This is a genomic window from Paenibacillus massiliensis subsp. panacisoli DSM 21345 (assembly GCF_000426545.1).
In the GTDB taxonomy this organism is placed as follows: domain Bacteria; phylum Bacillota; class Bacilli; order Paenibacillales; family Paenibacillaceae; genus Paenibacillus; species Paenibacillus panacisoli.
In genome coordinates this window covers 181,323-200,093 of record NZ_AUFO01000016.1, presented here as the reverse complement: position 1 = coordinate 200,093, position 18,771 = coordinate 181,323, and the positions used below count along the sequence as shown (strand labels likewise).

Here is an 18,771-nt window from a genome sequence, read left to right as displayed (position 1 = left end):
TGGAGGCTGGACAAGCCAGTAGAGCCGCTGCTCCATTCGATCCAGATCACGCAGCAGCGCCATCCGGCTGAACAGCCGTGGCATATAGATGCGCAGCAGTTCATGCACAGAATCGGACACGAGCAGCAGCTCGCCAAACATCAGATCAGGATAGACCGTAAGATCATGGCCTCGCACGCGGAACTGGGCTGCACTGGACTCTGGCCATTGTGTCCAATCCGCGAGACTCAAGTCCTCTCCATTCGCCTCTTCATCCCATACAGGGATGGCCGGATGCACAATGCTGTGCTCCGGCTTGCCGATCCAATATTTCATGATTCCACCAGCTTCCTGTTCGTTGCTGTCTTGCTGGTCCGCTCTAATCCCTCGGATACATCTGAAGAGAATTGTGCTCCTTCCAGCCAGGCCCCATGAAGCATAGCCTCATCCACATGCAAGGCTCCCCGAAAATCTGCACCGGGCAACCAAGCGCCCGTAAAATCTGCCCCCGCCAAATTAGCACCTGTGAAGCACACCGGCTCATAGCCAGGTCGTTCCCAATGCTTCTCCGCCAATAAGCCTGCCGTTCCTATACAACCTCGAAAAGACGCACCCCGCAGGTCTGCATCTTTAAAGCTCGCCTCTGCCAGAAATGCCCCGCTGAAATCCGCACCGCACAAGTCCGCTTCATCCCAGCGGGACCCTACCAAATAGCCATCGGTGAAACGACTTCCTCTGCAAGAGCTTCCACGCAAATCACTGTAGTACAAATGAATCCCCGAATAATCTCCTTGCGTCAGCTCGGCATCACGGAACACCTCACCGGAATACACAAATTCATGTTTGCCTGACAGCTCATTCCCTAGCTCTTCTGCAGAGCGCTCTCTGCGATCTACCTTATACACAATCTCGCTTAGATCCCGATATTCACCAACGCGAATTTCACATTCACGCTCAAGTCGGACACGGTCCAATCTGTACATCAGTTGATCTTCATGATGTCGCAAGGTATAGCGGGCTAATGCAAGCACGTACTGATGGACGAAAGCTGCGGTATTCATGATCCATCGCTGCACATCTGTCGGGTCTATCGCTCCAGCATACTTTTTGGCCAACTGCAACAGCTCCGTCTCCAGAGGCTTCAAGAAGCCATAAGCCCAGGCCGCGTCATAGCACGCAGAGTACGCCTGTTCGTCAAGGAACCAAAGCCTGTTCGAGGCTTCTAACAAGTAGAGACTCTGACCGCTGAGCATGGATGTTCGTAGCAGAGAGAATGTAATATAACCAAGCGCATCTTGCTGCCCTTGTTCCTGCAAAGCTCCATATCCTGCGATGATCTGTTCTATGGAAACCCAGAATGACTGGGCTAGCTGGGCCTTATGTAGCTGATAGTAAGATTCAAGCCGTTGAAGCATATCTTGCACTCGTGGGATCACTGTATTCTGTTCAAAATGCTCGATGGCTTGTGATCTGTTCATTGCTGCCTCTCACTGCCTTTTCCAGATTGATATGTGAAGATGCATCTATATTGTAAAAATTGGAATCAAACGAACAAAACATATGAATTGTTCTAATTTAAATACAATGTAATTATAAATTATATTAGTTAATTTTTACTATTCGACTAATGTTTGAGATTAGTCCGTTGTGCCTTCACATTCGTGAAATACCCATACGCATTTCTGCAGTTTTTCAGTTTGATAAAGGTAGCTATACTAGTTACATTTTTTCAAATAACGATCAACTTCCTTGATATTTGTTTATTAGGACATCCAACAACCTTGATTGCTGGATTACTTTGGGATGTGTTAGCGACACATTCTCTTTCTGGATTTTATACAGTTTCCTTCTGGCTCGTTCAATGCGAAGCAAAACACCTATTTTTGTTGTTGTCATTCTTCTCCCTCCTTATGTAATAATTTAGAATAAAAAGTCAAAAATCATCTTTTCTTTTTTTTGACCGCTGATCAAAAATAAAAAAACACTTTTTAAAAATTCAAAAGTGTTTTTGGTGCAAAAGTATATTTATTATAGTTTTTAACGATAATTCCTTTTAGCCTCCACCATGTGTAAAACCTTGTACAGTAACAGTTTTGGATATTTCAGCTTGAATTGGAACTGAGTAAATTAAAGTAAAACTAGTACATAAACATATTAGTACGATTATCTTTTTCATATTCATACACCTCTTTAATCGTATTTTGATAGTCTTCTTCTACATCTTGATTTGCTTGTCCCCTGAAACTCTCAAATAGGCCTACACACTTAATAATACATGGTTTATTGTTAATCTCGTAAGATTTCTTTAGGCAAATTAATAGATAATTGAAACCTGTTTCAAGATTCCCTTTAATCAAATTATAATAAGCCATATCATTTAGAAATAAAACAAAATAATTTGACATAATTTGATTGGTGTAAACTCCAATTATTTCAGGCTTCTCTATAAATTTATTAATATGTGATTCAAAACGTTCAAGAATATCATCTACATTGTAGCTATAACGATTCGCTGATTCCATAATGTTGAACAGAGCTGGTAAAATTTCATCTGTATTTGTTTCAATGTATGCTAAATATTCCGGAATAATACTAAAATCCCCATCTAATAACTTATAAGCAAGTATATTCGCTTGTGCCCATGTTTTAAACAATTCCTTCCAATGCAAAGTCTCTGAATCCTTTTCTTCTATCCAATCTAGTTCTGAATATTGATCAGTAAGCTTAAGTGCCGATTGGTAATCACCTAGTTCCGCCTGAGCACATGCTCTAAGTAAGAATGAATAAGAAATATAGAAAAATGGTGGGCGGCTGATACGCTTACTCTCAATCATTTCAGCTTTGGAATGTTTTATTGAATATTGTGCTTTAGCAACAGCTTCCAATCTCAATGCTGTAAGTTCTAGCCTGTCCCATCTTCTCAATGAACGATATGTATTACCAAGATCTTTCAACGCATCTAGTTGATCCATTTCATCCAAACGTGATACAAAAGGCTCGAATTGCAGAGCAGCCTGCAAATTTTGTTCCTGATTCTCATTCAATCTCAAAGCAAATAAGCGATATTGGCATACAGCCAAACGCTCTGAGTGTTGAAATCGTTCCCCTTCAGCGACACCTTCATAAAGAAGAATTGCAGTAGCATGTAGCTTTTTAGTTAATAATTTCTCTGCCGTATTAAACAGTTTTGAACAGTACACCAATTTTTCCATTGCTTGATTTACGATACGTTGGATTGTATCTAATTTGTTGAGTTCTGCACATCTAAAGATTAAAGGCTCTACTCTTCGCCAATCCATCGCATCACCTATAATGTAACTATCTATGTAAGTTTCATAGAAATAACCTTCAGCAAGTTTCATACCTTTCGTGATAAGATCAAGCTGGCTTACAGCAATAGGACGTGATTTATTGATCAGATTATTAAGAGTTCTGGGATGAATACCACAGCATTTGGAAAATTGTGCTATTGTCAAACTATTACTTTTTAAATAATCCTCCAACTCTTCTAAGATTGTATGTCCAGGCTCCACACAAAAACCACCTCTCACACATAAATTCCAGAATATACTACTAAAAACAAACTATATTCTAAAATTTTACAGCGGTCAATATCCGTTTACAATTAGAAGTCCATGCATGAAGCTTTTTATAAATCAGAGAAAGCAAATTAATACATAACATCATTAATAATTCATATAATTAATCATTTTATTTCATGACGTGAAATATTGACTGGTATTCCCCTTCCACGGATGTGTTCGTTCCTTGTAGTTCCCTTCCGTATAGGAATCAACCGTTTTACGCCAGAATAGCTGGGCCGGGACGTTACTCTTCACCTGTGTAACCTTCCATCTGCCTGGCATCATCCGGAACAGCTGCTGTGCTGCATAGGTCCCGATGCCATCTCTGCGGAACGGACGAAGCACGAAGAACTCCGCCATATAAAAATCACACTCACTGCTGTCCTCCATTTGATCGATCAGGGCAAAGCCAATAGGCACATCGTCTCTTCGGAAGACAAAAGGAAGCTTGGCATCCCCACTCGTCCAATATTCACCCAAATCCGGATAAGGCGGGTAGCGCCCATCCTCAGCCAATGGGATATTAAGAAACTCCGTGAAATCATACAAATAAAACTGCATCAGATGCTTGATGATATGCTTCTGCTCATACGGGACACGCTCAATCCTCAAGTTCAATGTCGTCGCCTCCTGCAATGTGCTAAAATACAGTAGAATCCTAGAATATCTGAGGTGTATGAGATGAATGTCCAAAAGGAAATCGATCGGCAAAAGCTTGACGAGAAGCTTCCGTCCATGCCGTGGTATGTACAGCAGTTTGTCGACTATAAGCTGCCGGACCTGTCTCCCTCTACTCTGCTGGAGTATGTACGAGATTACGATATCTTCTTCAATTGGCTTCGCGCCGAAGGACTCTCCTCTGCAGATCGCAATAGTGGTGTAACGCTGGAGGAGCTGGAGAAGCTACATATGAATAGTATTACCAGCTATCGGCTTTTTCTGACAACGAAAAGAGAGGGAACGAATTCGCGAATTACCGTATCACGCAAGCTGTCCTCCCTGCGCTCCATGTTCCATTACTTAAGCCAGATCGCCGAGGATGAAGAGTTCTATCCACTACTGAAGCGGAACATTATGGCCAAGGTAGAGATCAAGCGAATTCATAAGCCCAAGGACACCGCAGCCAAGCTGAAAGGCAAGCTGCTGGAGGAGGATGAGCTGCTGGAATTCATTGCTTACATCCATGAGGGCTATGGACATGATGCTGCCGATAATAAGCAAGCTATGTATGCCTATAACCTGAATAAGGAACGGGATGCTTGCATTGCCAGCCTCATTCTGAATTCCGGGCTGCGGGTGTCCGAGGTTGTCAATCTGAATGTGGATGACCTGGACATGAACAACAAGCTGCTCTATGTCTATCGAAAAGGTAATAATGACGAGACCTTCAAGACTCCCGTCTATTTTCGCGGACAAGCCAGAGACGATCTAGCGGAATATCTGGAGCTTCGTCATCAGCGCTATCGCCCTGTCAAGCGTGAGAAGGCTCTGTTCCTGGCCATTCCCAATGGTGCACAGGAAGGCAAACGAATGACGAAGCGTGCCATACAGGCCATGATCATCAAGTATGCCAAACGCTATGGTAAGCCTTCCCTGACCGTACACAAGCTAAGACATTCATTCGCGACCGACTATTATTTGCAAAATGATATCTACAAAACCAAAGAGCAGCTTGGCCATGCCTCAACCGAGACGACCGAGGTCTATGCCCATCTTACAGATAAGACTATGTCCGATGCTATTGAGCGTCGTGCCGATGCCTGAGGCCAGCTTTATGCATCTTCAAACTATTTTCTTTTGAGCTTATCCACGATCCAGTCAGCCGCCAGCTTGGGCTTGCTGTAATCATACAGCATTATGTCCGCAGCGCGGCTGCTGACCAGTTTCTGGCAGTCGGTAGCATATACAGCACCAATCACCTGCATTAGCGAGTCAAGCAGCTCCAGATCCGTTTCCTGACGAATCATGACCAGCTTCGGGTAATCCGCTTGCTTGAACCCTTCAATAAAAATACAGTCATAGCGTCCACTGTGCGAGAAGACAGCAATCAACTCCTCCAGCGACGTATCATATTCTTCTATAATTGCTGTCCGCTTCGCTGACGTAATTGCCACGCCCACCGCTCCAGCCTCACGAAGCTTGAAGGTGTCCGTACCTGGGTGGTCCATATCAAAGCTGTGGGCATCGTGCTTAATGACCGCAGAACGGATGCCCTGCTCGTTAAGGTGGTGTATGAGCCCTGTCAGCCATGTAGTCTTGCCCGTATTCTTATACCCTGCGACCTGTAAGATGAAAGGCTCCGTCCGCTCCGGTCCCTCTCTCTCCAACTCGACATCCTCCCTTCGTTCGGTCATATGGACGCCTTCTCCAGCTTGAGTATCTGAATACGTTCCCCTTCCAGCACCTCCGGCGTACCTGGAGGAATGACGATCAGGCAATCGCTGTCCTTGATCGAGATCATGACACTCGACTCGTCAATTCTGGCTGGAGTTGCGACAACCTTCCCTTCTCTGAAGCTCAGCGTCGCTCTTACGAAGCGTGTGTAGTTATTCATCCGGCGATAGTCTGCACCCATAAATGCTGTCCATTCTACCAGATAAGGTGCTTCTGCTCCTTGCATACCACGTATAAATGGCCTCACCAATAGCTCACACCCGACGAAGCATGCTCCCGGATTACCGGAAAGAGCGAATAACAGCTTATTGTCAATCACGGCAGCGGTAGTTACGCTACCAGGGCGCATCGTGATTTTATTGAACAGAAGCTCCACTCCCTCCTGCCGGACAAGCTCACCCATAATATCGTAATCTCCGACGGACACGCCGCCACTCGTCACGACCATATCCACTTGCTCAAGTGCCTCGTGCAGCCGTTCGCGGGCCAGCTCTACATCATCTGTGATCGCCTCAAGTAGGCAAGGAATACCTCCTGCATTACGAATCTGTACAGCCAGCATATAAGTGTTGCTGTTACGAATCCGACCTGGCCGAAGGGGTTCGTCCAACTGCAGCAATTCAGAGCCTGTCGAGAAAATACCCACCCGTGGTCTGCGATATACCGTAACCATCCCGACTCCAAAAGTAGCGAGCACCGATATTTCTCCTGGGCCCAGCTGTGTGCCCTTCTGGAGCAGCAGCTCGCCTTCCTTCAGCTCATAGCCGATCTCCGTTACATTCGCTCCCGGTTGAACCCGCTTCTTCAGTCCGACATAGACCTGTCCTGCTTCTTCCTTCAATCTAGTAGCTTCTAACATGACGACCGCATCAGCACCATCCGGTACCTGCGCCCCTGTCATGATACGCACCGCCGTCCCGGACTCCACCACTTTTTCGGATACGAATCCACAAGCCACCTCATCAATGACCTGCAGCCATACATCTTGACCCTCGCTGCCTCCGCATATGGCTGTGTCTGAGCTGACGATGGCATAGCCGTCCATGCCCGAGCGCCTGAAATTTGGGAAAGGGTGTGGTGCATATATAGACTCCGCCAGGAAGCGCCCTGCTGCCTCCGTGAGATGTACCTGCTCGCTTGCCCCAGGTATAACACGTTGCATCACTAGCTGTTGCGCTTGTTCAACAGAGATAGCTTTGCGATGGTACCGTTCTGTGGTGTAATCGTCTGAATGTAACCATTGATTCATACTTCTCACTCCATTCTTCTATGTACGCCTTTCCATTCATTCAGAATAACATATCTGCCAGAACAATAGGAGCGCATAAAGTAACATCCTGTGTCAACCTGATTTTTCGAAGCGAAATCCTTTCGTTACTCTGCGCTGCGTCGACACTATAATCTGCCGTTCGCATCCTTGTTACAGATCTGTAACAAGAATCCGATTCTGTACCAGCAATCTTTGGGTAAGAGTTAAGACAGTGTAAATTGTGTCCACTGCATTTGTTGTAAGCCTCATGCATGACTATTTTATCCACAAGGGGGCTCTGTATCTATATGTTGCACTTGATTGTTGCTATTCCTTTCTTTGCCGGTATTGTAGGCTTACTCGCGTATCGCTGGGTACCCAAAGTACATACAGGCTGGTTCATTTTCCCGGCTTCGTTACTACTCTTCCTTTATTTTATAAGCCAGATTCCCACAGTACAGCAGGAGGTATTTCCCCAGTCCATCCTGCCTTGGATTCCTTCGCTGGAAATTTACTTCACACTAATACTTGATGGTCTGAGCATGCTGATGTCATTGTTAATTACAGGCATTGGTGCGCTAGTCGTGTGGTACTCCATCTTCTACATGGATCGGACCAAAAACCAGCTGGGTCCATTCTATCTATACCTCATGATGTTCCTGGGAGCCATGCTGGGAATTGTCCTGTCTGACAATACAATCGTTCTCTATGGATTCTGGGAATTGACGAGCATTTCCTCCTTCTTGCTAATCGGCTACAAGCATGAGTCGATTAAATCTGCAGCTGGTGCCCTTAAATCTCTCATGATTACCGTTCTCGGTGGCTTCTGTATGCTCGGAGGAATTATTCTGCTTCGAATTATGTCAGGAACCTTCAGCATTCGAGAGACCATAGCTGCATTGGGGCCAATCACAGAGCATTGGATGTTCATGCCAGCCATGATTCTGATATTGATCGGGGCCTTTAGTAAGTCTGCACAGTTCCCATTTCACATATGGCTACCTGATGCGATGGAGGCTCCTACCCCCGTAAGCGCTTATTTGCATTCTGCTACGATGGTCAAGGCAGGAATCTACTTGGTTGCCAGATTGACTCCTGTGTTCGCTGGGAACGCAGGCTGGTTCTGGACGATCTCGTCTGTTGGGTTAATAACACTATGTTATGGCGCTTTTTCAGCAGTACGCAAAAATGATATGAAGGCTTTGCTGGCTTACTCTACCATCTCACAGCTAGGTCTGATTATGACTTTGTTTGGGCTGGGATCAGCAGCTTTATACAGAGGGACACATGAGCCTGTGCTCTATACGACAGCAACGCTTGCGGGCATCTTTCATTTGTTCAATCATGCATTATTCAAGGGTGCCCTGTTCATGTCAGCAGGAATTGTGGACCATGCTACAGGCACCAGAGATATGCGCAAGCTGGGTGGGCTGGTTACGATCCTTCCAGCTACGTTTACCATAACGGTAATTGGCGGACTGTCCATGGCCGGTATACCTCCGTTTAGCGGTTTTTTGAGCAAAGAGCAGTTCCTTAAGGCAACCGTTGACATGATGAGCTTTAATTTTTACGGCCTTGAGACCTGGGGAACTTTGTTTCCTGTTCTGGCCTGGATCGGAAGTGTGTTCACCTTCATCTATTCCGTAGTCCTGCTAAGCAAACCTTTTCTTGGAGAGCCGCACTCTTACTTGACCTCAGGTAAGGTGAAGTCACCACCAATCGGGATGCTGATTCCACCTGCGATTCTGGTCATCCTCGTCATCCTGTTCGGTCTCTTCCCGAATGTGTTGTCCTACACGATACTCGAGCCTGCCATGATCTCTGTACTCCCTTCCTCTCTTACGGAAGGTGAGCATATTAAGGTACACCTCTCGATGTGGCATGGCTGGACACCGGAGTTGTTCATGACCATCAGCGTCGTGCTCGTCGGAGCATTGCTATATTACACACGCCATCGCTGGTTCAGAGTATATGGCTTCTATCCACATCAGCTGTCCATTAATACTTTGTTCACTCAGCTCTTCAGACGGTCTGGCAACGCTGCACGCAGGCTCACTGAGCTCTATATGAACGGCTCGGTCCGTAATTATTTGGTGTACATTTTCGCCTTTAGTGTACTGCTGCTAGGTTACACGTTCTACCGAGCGAACGTCATTCCATGGGACCGGACTGAGCTAGCTCCAATCCGTATCTACGAAATGCTGATACTCGCTGGCCTGATTGCTGCCGCGATCTGCATTCCACTCGCGCGGGAACGATTATCCGCTGTTATTCTCACAGGGGCCGTCGGTTATCTGGTTACACTGTTCTTCGTCTTATTCCGGGCACCCGATCTGGCCTTGACTCAGATGATCGTAGAGACGATCTCCGTTGCCTTGATGCTGCTGTGCTTCTATCACCTGCCGGAGCTGCGCTTAGGCAAATCTTCGAGATCTTATCGCACTGTGAATTTGATTATCGCCGTCTCTGTAGGAGCCATTATGACGTTGATTGCACTGGCTGCGACTAGAAGCGAAAATGTAGAATCCATCTCTCGTTATTTTACAGAGAACAGCTACAAGCTGGCAGGTGGTAAGAACATCGTTAATGTGCTCCTCGTAGACTTCCGCGGCTTTGATACATTGCTAGAAATTGCCGTGCTCGGTGTCGCCTCTCTGGCCATCTATGGCATGATCCATCTGAGTTTGGATGGCAAGGACCTCGGTGCACGCACCAAATTCCACAACCCAACAAGCGTTCAGGCCTTTGAGAAGCAAAGGGATCTGGAGCAGCACTCCTTGTTATGGAGTACGGTGCCACTGCGAAGCAATGATATCTTTCTGCAGACGCTCATGAAGATTGTAATCTTCATCGTGCTGACCTTCGCGTTGCATCTGTTCTTCGCAGGTCATCATGAGCCAGGCGGTGGATTCATTGGCGGCCTGGTTACAGCGGCCGCATTGATTCTGCTAGGCTTTGCCTTTAGGACAGAGACGATGCATCGTGTGATTCGCCTTGACTATCGTCAACTGACAGCTGTCGGGTTGTTGATTGCCGTGCTGACAGGCATGGGCTCGTTTCTGTTCCAGGCCCCTTTTCTTAGCCATACCTTCGGTTACTTTGATCTACCGCTGCTCGGAACGACGGAGCTTGCTACAGCACTGCTCTTTGATATAGGGGTGTATATGACTGTAATTGGTGTAACGATGACCATTATTACACAAATCGGGGAGGATCGTTGATATGGAAATCATCATGTGTCTAAGTGTCGGTATTTTATTTACCATTGCTGTATATCTGATTTTATCTCGCAGTCTGCTGCGGATCATTCTGGGGACATCCGTACTGACCCATGCCGTACATTTGCTTCTCATCACACTAGCTGGCCTGAAGAACGGCTCTCCTCCTTTATTGGGAGAGCGCGCGGACAGCTACGTCGATGCTCTTCCCCAAGCCTTAATACTGACGTCCATCGTCATCAATTTTGGCTTGCTCGCATTTTATTTCGTGCTCAGCTATCGCTCCTACCTTAAATTGAAAACTGACGATATGGAAGAAGTAAGGAAGCTTGGCCATGAATAATGCAGTGATTCTTCCGATCCTTGTCCCACTGTTAACAGGCATTATACTCGTGCTGCTCTCTCGAAGTATTCACTGGCAGCGGATGGTGAGTGGAACGTCTGTACTCATTAACGCGGCTGCGGCTGTGCTCCTTCTCATTGAGACAGGTGGGCTTGGTATTCAGACCTTGAATCTGGGGGGCTGGAATGCTCCCTACGGTATCGTGCTCGTCGCTGATCGCCTGGCTGCTTTATTAGTCTTCACAGCAGCGCTAATCTCTGTATCTTGTATGTTCTATGCATTTCGCAGCATTAACCGACAACGTGAAGAGCACCATTTTTATGCGTTTTTTCATTTTTTGATGGCAGGTGTCAATGGCTCGTTTCTGACGGGGGATCTCTTCAATATGTTCGTCTGCTTCGAGCTGATGCTGATGTCTTCATACGCACTTATTGTCCTTGGAGGGACCTCACACCAGCTGCGGGAGACGCTAAAGTATGTACTTATCAATATTGTATCGTCCGCGATGTTCGTTGCAGCAATTGGTTTTCTCTATTCCATTACTGGAACCCTGAACCTCGCCCATCTGTCAGTTCGTGTGACCGAGATCGGTCAGGATGGCATTCTGAGTGTCATCTCCGTGCTGTTACTCATTGTATTTAGCATCAAGGCCGGGCTGTTCCTGTTCTTCTGGTTGGCAGGCTCTTATGCAGCGCCCCCTTCTGTCGTGACCGCCTTGTTCGCAGGCCTGCTTACAAAGGTCGGACTGTATGCCATAATCCGGATTTTCACGCTAATCTTCTATCATGATCCAGACCTCACGCAGACAGTGATCGGCACGATGGCTGGCGCGACGATGATTCTTGGGGTTATCGGTGCAGTGTCGTACATGGATGTGAATAAGATTATGGTTTATAACGTAGTGGCAGGTGTTGGCTTCGTCGCTTACGGGATGGCCTCTTCCAGCAAAATCGCCTTGGAGGGTCTGCTGCTGTACCTATTTCACGACATGCTAATCAAGACATTGTTGTTCCTGCTTGGCGGAGCCTTGATTGCGGCGGCAGGGACATCCAATCTTAACAAAATGGGCGGACTCATCAAATCCTACCCATTGCTGGGCTGGATGCTGTTCATTACAGCACTGGCTCTGGCAGGTGTTCCACCTTTAAGCGGCTTTCCAGGCAAGCTGATGCTATTCGAAGGCGGTCTGGAGGCGGGCTTGTACGGTCTAACGATCATTGCCATTGTGGCAAGTCTGCTGATGATGTACTCCATTATCAAAATTTTTATAAAAGCCTTCTGGGGTACTCCAGTCACGCAAAAAGAAATCACGTTGTATCCCGTACGCCCACTTCTCCTTTCTTCCATGCTGCTATTTGTGCTGATCATATGTATTGGACCTGCTGCCGAGCTCATCTATCCGTTCGTCTCTGAATCGGGCACTCTGTTGCTGAAGCCAGAGTTGTACATTAATGCCGTGTTAAAGGAGTAGATCTGATGGCCTTTCAAATTTTGCTTAATCTGATCATCGCGCTCACCTGGATGTTCCTCAGTGCGGAATGGACCGTCCTGCAGTTCCTGATCGGCTACCTGCTTGGTCTGATTCTGATTGCAGTGCTGCGCAGATTCTTTCCGCAAAGATTATATCTCATGAGGATTTGGGCGATCCTCAAGCTGCTCAGAGTACTGCTCGTCCAGCTCGTGCATGCCAGCTATACCGTCATCCGGCAGGTTATCAAGCCACAGCTGGATATTCGCCCAGGCGTCTTTATCTACAAAAGCCAGCTAAACACGGATTGGGAGCTGAGTCTATTGTATCTCATGATATCTCTTACACCAGGTTCATTGCTGCTTGAAGTCTCGCATAATAACCGCACGCTCTATATTCATGCCATGAACATTACGGATGAACACAGCATGGCTGAGGAAATTCGCAATACTTTTGAAAAAAGCATAATGGAGGTGACTCGCTGATGCTGCAGGCTATATTTCTGATCGCAGTGTTTCTATTATCGGTCTCGATCTGTGGTTGCTTGTATCGAGTGCTACGTGGGCCGTCCATGGCGGATAGAATTACCGCATTAGATACCATTGGCATCAATCTCATCGCCGTGGTTACGGTCTTGTCCATGGCACAGCATACGCAGGCGTATCTTGATATTATTTTGCTGATTGGCATACTCGCCTTTCTGAGCACGGTAGCTTTTGCCCGTTATATTGAACGAGGGGTGGTGCTTGAGCGTGAGAATGATCGTTGAGACCGCAGGTGGGCTAATCGTTGGAGGACTGGTATTGATTGGGGCCATTGTGAGCATATTAAGCACCTTCGGACTGATTCGGCTGCCTGACGTATATCTGCGTGCTCATGCCGCAACCAAAAGTACCACACTTGGCGTTCTATGTATTCTTACTGCAGCCTTTCTCTACTTCTGGATTTATGATCATTATGCAAGCGCCAGACTATTATTGGGTATCGTATTCGTGTTCATCACGGCCCCATTGGCTGGTCATCTGAATGTACGCGCTGCGTATAGGACCGATGTTCCGTTATGGGAGCGCAGTGTGCAGGATGTGCTTGAGCCTGTGCTCAAGGGCCAGCGCAAGGAGGATGGTCGAGCTCACGACTAAAGTTGTATGTGTTCCTGTGCAGAGGAGGATAAATTGAAAATGACGAAGGCACCAGACCAATGTGAGCTTTGCAGACGCACCCCGGTTGTGACTACCGTACACCATTTAACACCGCGGGAAGAAGGTGGCTCCTTCCTGCCCACTGCGGATCTGTGTGTTGCATGCCATCAGCATATTCATCATCTGTTCACGAATCGTCAACTGATCGAGCTCCAGCTCACCACCATAGAAGCTTTGCAATCCAATCTGCAGATGGCTTCCTTTCTCAAATGGATCCGCAAGCAACCAGCCAGCACCATTCCCAGATCACGGAAATCCGCAAATGTACGACAATCCCGAAAATGACAAAAAGAGCTGTCCTCCATACGCCGCTCTCTCGTTGTGACAAATCCTTGGATTTGCTGCACGAAGGCTGCTTCCGAGTGACAGCTCTAGTGTTTTTTGTGCATTATACCGTCAGAAACAGGCCGCAATGATCAGGGCACCAACGATATACAAGGAGCCGTTGAACAAGCCATGCGCGATGTGACCACGTTGAGTGCCTTCATCAAGATCAAATTTAGCCCATTTTCGAAGAACGACTCGCACAGACCCCTCCAGTACGAAGAGCATGAGAAAAGCGAGCAAGGAATACACCAATGCCTCACTCAATTTGTTGGCAGTAGCCATGGAGGCGGACAGGATGTAGGCCTGTGCTCCCAACTTCATGACCAATCGAGTCGTTGCTGCTACGTTGCCGGCTTTGACCTCTTCAAAATCCTTATATTTCGTAAATAAGGAGTCTAGATACATGAATAAAAACAACAAAATTGCTCCTGCGACTGTCCAAGTGAACATCGCAATAATGGAGTGAAGATCCATATGTCCTACCATCCTTCATCTGTTACTCAAGCGCACATGCTGTCAGTACCGTTCAACGTAGTATAGAGTCATGCTTAACTAAGGGTACTTTGCAAAAACAGCAGACTGAAAAGCGAAGGAGAGTGGATTGTTCTCACCTTCGCCATTCGTCTCACGCTTTAGCAGCAATTATTTATTTTCATACTGCTTCATTAATGCAGCCAGCTCATCCTCAACCTCGCTATTCTTGGTCAAGGCTTCCATCTCATCATCCAGCGACTTGCCCTTGTCTGCTAGCTCGTTGCTTGCCTCAGCACGCGCTTCCATTTGGAGCATCTTCTCCTCCATACGCTTCATTCCAGAAGCAGCTGAATCCGTGCTGAATGTGCTCATGGATTTGTTGATTTCTGTCTGCGCTTTGGCAGCCTGATATCTGGCTACAAGTGTCTCGCGCTTGCTCTTCATTTCCTCTAGTTGCTTGCGCATCTCTGTCAGCTTGGCTCTCAATTGATCAGCTGACGCCTTGTTCTGCTCATAGCTGGCTTTGTATTCTGCTGCCTTATCCTCTGCTGTCTTCTTCTCTTCCAGCGCTCGGCGCGCTAGGTCCACGTTCTGTGCCTTGGCGGCGGTATGAGCCTGCTCCTCACGCTTCTGAGCAAGAGCTGTCTGCTCCTCGTACAGCTGCTTGAATTTCTTCTCGATGGCAATCTGGGCGGCAACCGCCTTTTCGGCGTCCTCAAGGTCCTCACGCATATCACGGATGTATTGCTCTGTCATTTTGATTGGGTCCTCAGCTTTATCAATAACCGCATGAATATTCGATAGTGTAAGATCTCTTAGTCGCTTGAAGATAGACATTGCAGTTCCTCCTTTGATCTACCGATGATTTTATCAATACTTCTATATACGTCAGGGATACTCCAATCGTTTCAGCTTTTTTCCAATTACTTATATTTTAACTTAACCCATCATGTCATAGCAAATTATCTGGCATTTTCAAATGATGCTACTACATAATTTGACGGCATTTGGAAATACTAACACACTGATGCGCGAGAGAAACGAAAAAGGGGGCTAATCCCATGCCACTATGGACCAATATTACATTAGCGGCACTGCTGCTCTCCAGCAGTTATCCGTCTGCTTACAGCCATGTCCAATCCGCTGCTGCTGCATGGCTTTCTCCCCAGCCCGCAGAGAGTGACCAGTCTGTTCAAAATGTACAGACCACCAGTACCAAGCCTCGCACACTTGGGGACTTGCGAAAAAAATATGCTGATACCTTCAAGATGAGTGGTCCTCATTCGCAGACTCGTCAAATTGCATTAACCTTCGATGACGTTCCTGATCCACGTTACACGCCTTATGTACTGGATGTTCTTAAGAAGCATAAGATCAAGGCAACGTTCTTCATTGTTGGAAGTCGTGCACGCAAGCATCCTGATCTGGTCCGAAGAATTGTAAAGGAAGGACATGTCGTCGGCAACCATTCCTTCAATCATCCGAATTTTGCCAAGCTTAATTCGAGTCAGTTCAGCCAGCAAATCCTCAGATCGGAACGAATTATTCAAGGGATTACAGGCCTTCGTCCCAAGCTGATCCGGCCGCCTTATGGTGAGATTACAGAGCCCCAATTACGCTGGGCACGCAGCTCGCGGTATAAGATTGTGAACTGGAATGTCGATTCCATGGACTGGAAGGGCCTCAGTCCGCGCCAAATCAGAAATAACGTGGTGCCTCATACCGGGCCAGGCTCTATTATTCTCATGCATGCAGGTGGTGGAACTACAACTGATCTGCACGGAACCATTCGCGTGCTTCCGAGCATGATTAGCGAGCTGGAAGGTAAGGGCTACTCCTTCGTTACTCTTCCCGAGCTGCTACACGTGCCTGCCTCCTTGCCGCTCAGCAAGAAGCAGTGAGCAAGCTATTTCCAAACAAATAAAAGGATGTCCCTAGGCCAACCCATGGCTTGACGGGACATCCTTCAATCTATTCACTAATACGATTCAATGATTACCGATTATGTTCATGGTTGACAGAGAACTACAGCTTGTCAAAAGCTAATCTTCAACAAAGCTCCTATTCAATAAAATACAGCTTTACATCCTGAAAACCAAACTGGCTGACCGAAGCCTTCGAGCCAGGTATGAAGATGTCGATCTTGTTGCCCTTAATGGCCCCGCCCATATCAAGTGCCTCCGCCACAAAGGCATTAGCAGGTAGTCCAGGATGAGAGTGTCCTGTAACGAGTACCTTGGTGCCCATCGGAATCACCTTAGGATCCACAGCAATCGTGCCGATCTTCAGCGGATTGCCGAAGTAATCCACAGGCCCCCACCCGCCATTCTCGTCAGCTGCTGCTGAGTAGGCTGTAGCCGTCACATTCAGTACCTTGGAGTAGTTAAACGTTTTTCCCCACGCCTCCACTTGCTTGGCTGAGATCTTCGCAGCTTCCTTTATTGGAGTAGCAGAAATCGACTTGGCCTGCATTGCCGTATCCTCAGGCAGCTTAATGTTCAGTCCGTCATAGATATTGTTGGCTGGAATTTGCGGATTAGCCGCCATAAGCGCCTCCATGTTCACCCCATACTGACGCGCCAGCTTGAAGTATGTATCTCCATCTTTGGCCACATGTACACTTGCCGCATCTGCGGTTCCCGCAGCTACAGTCAGACCTACACCCAATACCAACAAGGTTGATTTCATCATCTTACCGAACGATTTCATATGTAAGTTATCCTCCTATGTATGACAGCATTACAAAATTTCTCACCTTTTACGATTCAGAATTATGGCTTTCTAGATTAGAAATATTAATTACCGCAACCTACAATCGAAAAGGTTAAGATTTGTAAGCATATTATCACAAGTTTGTAACCTTTACTGCATGAAAATGTTGGTATATGCCGTTAACTTGGATTTGACGCATAGTTAATATCTGTTTTCCATTCAAAGAAGCTTCTTAAGGACTAATACAACTATTAAGTCAATGGAGTCCTTTTCGTGTCGATATATTACAATCTATTTTCGTTTACCAATTTCAAAATGGGATTCAGAAAGTCCTGGGTATAAAAATTTCCTCCTTTTGATGGAGAGGTCACCTTCATATGATCAAATGATTCAAAATGTTCAGGGTTAGTAAGCTCGAAGGTCAGGCAATCCTCAACTAACTCACTTAAGTCTTCGTATGTTCTATTCGATCTTGGAAAACACAGTACATCGTGAATCGCATTGTGAGAATCTAATACATAAATATGAGTTTCGGTAATTTTATATTTCATAAGCAATTCTCCTTAAAATTCCAATATACATAAATACTGATGCCGAAAGTACCTCTCAGAATATCACCTTTGAAACAGAAGAAATTAAATTCGTACCGATAAATAATGCTGATAACACAGTAATAAGTGATGTATATGATTCAAAATTAGTTACTCCATCAGCTCTAGGACATGCTGGAAGGTTATTATTGACTTGCACAGATGTGGCTGGACGTATGTATTGCAACTGGAATATTAATCTTGAACCAAAGTATCAGATTTCTAGCGTTAACTTCACTATGTACTTTCAAAAGTCTTCTTTTGGTTCTTGGGAAATTATAGGAAGAAAGGCAATTAATAAATGAGGTAGTTTGACATACTTCCAAGGTGATCAGGAGACTTTCTTGATTAGAGATTGGGGCGCTGGTAACTATAGGGCGAGAATGACAGGTAGTATACTGACACTACAATCTGGTGTTACTGTTATGACCCCTTTAAATTCCAATGTAGTTAATTATCAATAACTATTTAAACGAAAACACGATTTTAAAGCACACCAGTTGTTATTGTTTTGCACTGGTGTGTTTCTTTTTCATATGATTTTACCAATCAAGTTTGTTCGAAGCACACGGCCATTTTGGGCTTGCTTTTATAATATTAAAGGTAAAACAACATCTTGACTGCAGTACATTAGGTTGTTTTATTGAATGGAACGCGGGGAACCCAAGAGAAACGAAATGTCAGCTTGGTGCTGTCATCTGCTTTTTTTCTTAGATCGACGAACAGCAGGCTTACATCGGTAGACAAGGCAGACTCGATGGGCTAATTTGTTTGCTACAATAGACTATGAGACCGGTCAGGTCAATCACCGTGAAGAAGAAAAGACGGATACCGCCGTTCGCTTTCTGAAGGATCTTCTCGCTGCTTATCCAGATGGGAAAATCGCCTTGATTTTAGACAACAGTTGGATTCATCACACTACGGAATTACAGCCCTTCTTGGAGGAACATCCCCGTTTGAAATTGGTCTTTCTGCCTCCTTACTGTCCAAATCTCAACCCTGCTGAGGGGCCATGGCTGTGGCTCAAAGCTGATGTTGTGAATAACTTCTTTTTCGAGAAATTTTACAAGATTCGACTTCACGTGAGTAAAGAATCAACAAGCAACCGCTGGAAACAATAGATCGCCTTCTCGTCAAGTTATAAATTTAGTTGTGGCTTATATAGGCTTATATAGTTACCTAATTCGAAAACAGCTCTGGTAGGTCCTTGAATGGACCTACTAGGGCTGTTCTT

The 18,771-nt window shown here is 46.0% G+C and carries 20 protein-coding genes and 1 pseudogene; 10 read left to right on the top strand and 11 right to left on the bottom strand.

From position 1 onward, the window contains the following. The 5 genes and pseudogenes from K331_RS0114275 to K331_RS0114255 all read right to left on the bottom strand — a co-directional run. A pseudogene (locus tag K331_RS0114275) lies at nt 1–315 on the bottom strand (hypothetical protein); the annotation flags it as partial. Continuing rightward, complete coding sequence (locus K331_RS29590; protein WP_051289838.1) at nt 312–1,457, bottom strand: pentapeptide repeat-containing protein; 1,146 nt, start codon at nt 1,455–1,457, stop codon at nt 312–314. The gene K331_RS29590 and the pseudogene K331_RS0114275, both read right to left, overlap by 4 nt. Before the next feature lie 262 nt (nt 1,458–1,719). Further along, a complete protein-coding gene (locus K331_RS31475; RefSeq protein ID WP_084165477.1) occupies nt 1,720–1,875 on the bottom strand; it encodes an aspartyl-phosphate phosphatase Spo0E family protein in 156 nt (51 codons plus the stop codon). A gap of 242 nt (nt 1,876–2,117) precedes the next feature. Further along, nucleotides 2,118–3,512, bottom strand: a complete 1,395-nt coding sequence (locus tag K331_RS29585) for a helix-turn-helix domain-containing protein (RefSeq protein ID WP_036634895.1) — start codon at nt 3,510–3,512, stop codon at nt 2,118–2,120. A gap of 183 nt (nt 3,513–3,695) precedes the next feature. Then, complete coding sequence (locus tag K331_RS0114255) at nt 3,696–4,181, bottom strand: GNAT family N-acetyltransferase (RefSeq protein ID WP_028590835.1); 486 nt, start codon at nt 4,179–4,181, stop codon at nt 3,696–3,698. Nucleotides 4,182–4,244: 63 nt separating this feature from the next. On the opposite strand from K331_RS0114255, the gene xerS reads away from it, so the two are divergent. Then, nucleotides 4,245–5,327, top strand: coding sequence for a tyrosine recombinase XerS (gene xerS / locus K331_RS0114250; RefSeq protein WP_028590834.1), 1,083 nt, complete (start codon nt 4,245–4,247; stop codon nt 5,325–5,327). A 23-nt stretch (nt 5,328–5,350) separates the two neighbouring features. Here the strand turns inward: xerS and mobB are convergent, their stop codons facing one another. Next, nucleotides 5,351–5,917 (bottom strand): molybdopterin-guanine dinucleotide biosynthesis protein B, encoded by a 567-nt coding sequence (gene mobB, locus K331_RS29580; protein WP_051289837.1) that lies wholly within the window; start codon nt 5,915–5,917, stop codon nt 5,351–5,353. After that, on the bottom strand, nt 5,914–7,206 hold the full coding sequence (locus tag K331_RS0114240; RefSeq protein WP_028590833.1) for a molybdopterin molybdotransferase MoeA: 1,293 nt from the start codon (nt 7,204–7,206) through the stop codon (nt 5,914–5,916). Before K331_RS0114240 ends, mobB begins: the two co-directional genes overlap by 4 nt. 308 nt (nt 7,207–7,514) lie before the next feature. On the opposite strand from K331_RS0114240, the gene K331_RS0114235 reads away from it, so the two are divergent. Genes K331_RS0114235 through K331_RS31470 form a run of 7 tightly spaced genes read left to right on the top strand, consistent with a single transcriptional unit; the run spans nt 7,515 to nt 13,719 of the window. Further along, entirely contained in the window at nt 7,515–10,427 is a 2,913-nt protein-coding gene (locus K331_RS0114235) for a Na+/H+ antiporter subunit A (RefSeq protein ID WP_226383599.1), read from the top strand. A 1-nt stretch (nt 10,428) separates the two neighbouring features. Continuing rightward, complete coding sequence (locus K331_RS0114230) at nt 10,429–10,767, top strand: Na(+)/H(+) antiporter subunit C (protein ID WP_028590831.1); 339 nt, start codon at nt 10,429–10,431, stop codon at nt 10,765–10,767. Beyond that, nucleotides 10,760–12,238: a Na+/H+ antiporter subunit D gene (locus tag K331_RS0114225; protein ID WP_028590830.1), complete on the top strand. Its 1,479-nt coding sequence runs from the start codon at nt 10,760–10,762 to the stop codon at nt 12,236–12,238. Before K331_RS0114230 ends, K331_RS0114225 begins: the two co-directional genes overlap by 8 nt. Nucleotides 12,239–12,243: 5 nt before the next feature. Further along, a complete protein-coding gene (locus K331_RS0114220) occupies nt 12,244–12,720 on the top strand; it encodes a Na+/H+ antiporter subunit E (protein ID WP_028590829.1) in 477 nt (158 codons plus the stop codon). Beyond that, nucleotides 12,720–13,004 (top strand): Na(+)/H(+) antiporter subunit F1, encoded by a 285-nt coding sequence (locus tag K331_RS0114215; protein WP_018884335.1) that lies wholly within the window; start codon nt 12,720–12,722, stop codon nt 13,002–13,004. Before K331_RS0114220 ends, K331_RS0114215 begins: the two co-directional genes overlap by 1 nt. Next, complete coding sequence (mnhG, locus tag K331_RS0114210) at nt 12,994–13,374, top strand: monovalent cation/H(+) antiporter subunit G (RefSeq protein ID WP_018884334.1); 381 nt, start codon at nt 12,994–12,996, stop codon at nt 13,372–13,374. The genes K331_RS0114215 and mnhG overlap by 11 nt, the downstream gene beginning before the upstream one ends. A 39-nt stretch (nt 13,375–13,413) precedes the next feature. Beyond that, the gene (locus tag K331_RS31470; RefSeq protein WP_084165476.1) at nt 13,414–13,719 is read left to right on the top strand and encodes a restriction endonuclease; all 306 of its coding nucleotides are present in this window, start codon (nt 13,414–13,416) and stop codon (nt 13,717–13,719) included. 111 nt (nt 13,720–13,830) lie between these two features. Here the strand turns inward: K331_RS31470 and K331_RS0114200 are convergent, their stop codons facing one another. Further along, nucleotides 13,831–14,235 (bottom strand): DUF350 domain-containing protein, encoded by a 405-nt coding sequence (locus tag K331_RS0114200; protein WP_025677134.1) that lies wholly within the window; start codon nt 14,233–14,235, stop codon nt 13,831–13,833. A gap of 168 nt (nt 14,236–14,403) precedes the next feature. Further along, the gene (locus K331_RS0114195; protein ID WP_028590827.1) at nt 14,404–15,072 is read right to left on the bottom strand and encodes a PspA/IM30 family protein; all 669 of its coding nucleotides are present in this window, start codon (nt 15,070–15,072) and stop codon (nt 14,404–14,406) included. Nucleotides 15,073–15,296: 224 nt separating this feature from the next. Between K331_RS0114195 and K331_RS0114190 the strand changes: the two genes are divergently transcribed. Beyond that, nucleotides 15,297–16,136 (top strand): polysaccharide deacetylase family protein, encoded by an 840-nt coding sequence (locus K331_RS0114190; protein WP_028590826.1) that lies wholly within the window; start codon nt 15,297–15,299, stop codon nt 16,134–16,136. Nucleotides 16,137–16,296: 160 nt separating this feature from the next. Here the strand turns inward: K331_RS0114190 and K331_RS0114185 are convergent, their stop codons facing one another. Beyond that, nucleotides 16,297–16,944, bottom strand: coding sequence for a 3D domain-containing protein (locus K331_RS0114185; protein ID WP_028590825.1), 648 nt, complete (start codon nt 16,942–16,944; stop codon nt 16,297–16,299). 287 nt (nt 16,945–17,231) lie between these two features. After that, nucleotides 17,232–17,498: a hypothetical protein gene (locus K331_RS0114180; RefSeq protein WP_028590824.1), complete on the bottom strand. Its 267-nt coding sequence runs from the start codon at nt 17,496–17,498 to the stop codon at nt 17,232–17,234. An 806-nt stretch (nt 17,499–18,304) separates the two neighbouring features. On the opposite strand from K331_RS0114180, the gene K331_RS29575 reads away from it, so the two are divergent. After that, the gene (locus K331_RS29575) at nt 18,305–18,658 is read left to right on the top strand and encodes a transposase (protein WP_051289836.1); all 354 of its coding nucleotides are present in this window, start codon (nt 18,305–18,307) and stop codon (nt 18,656–18,658) included. The last annotated feature ends 113 nt before the right edge of the window (nt 18,659–18,771 follow it).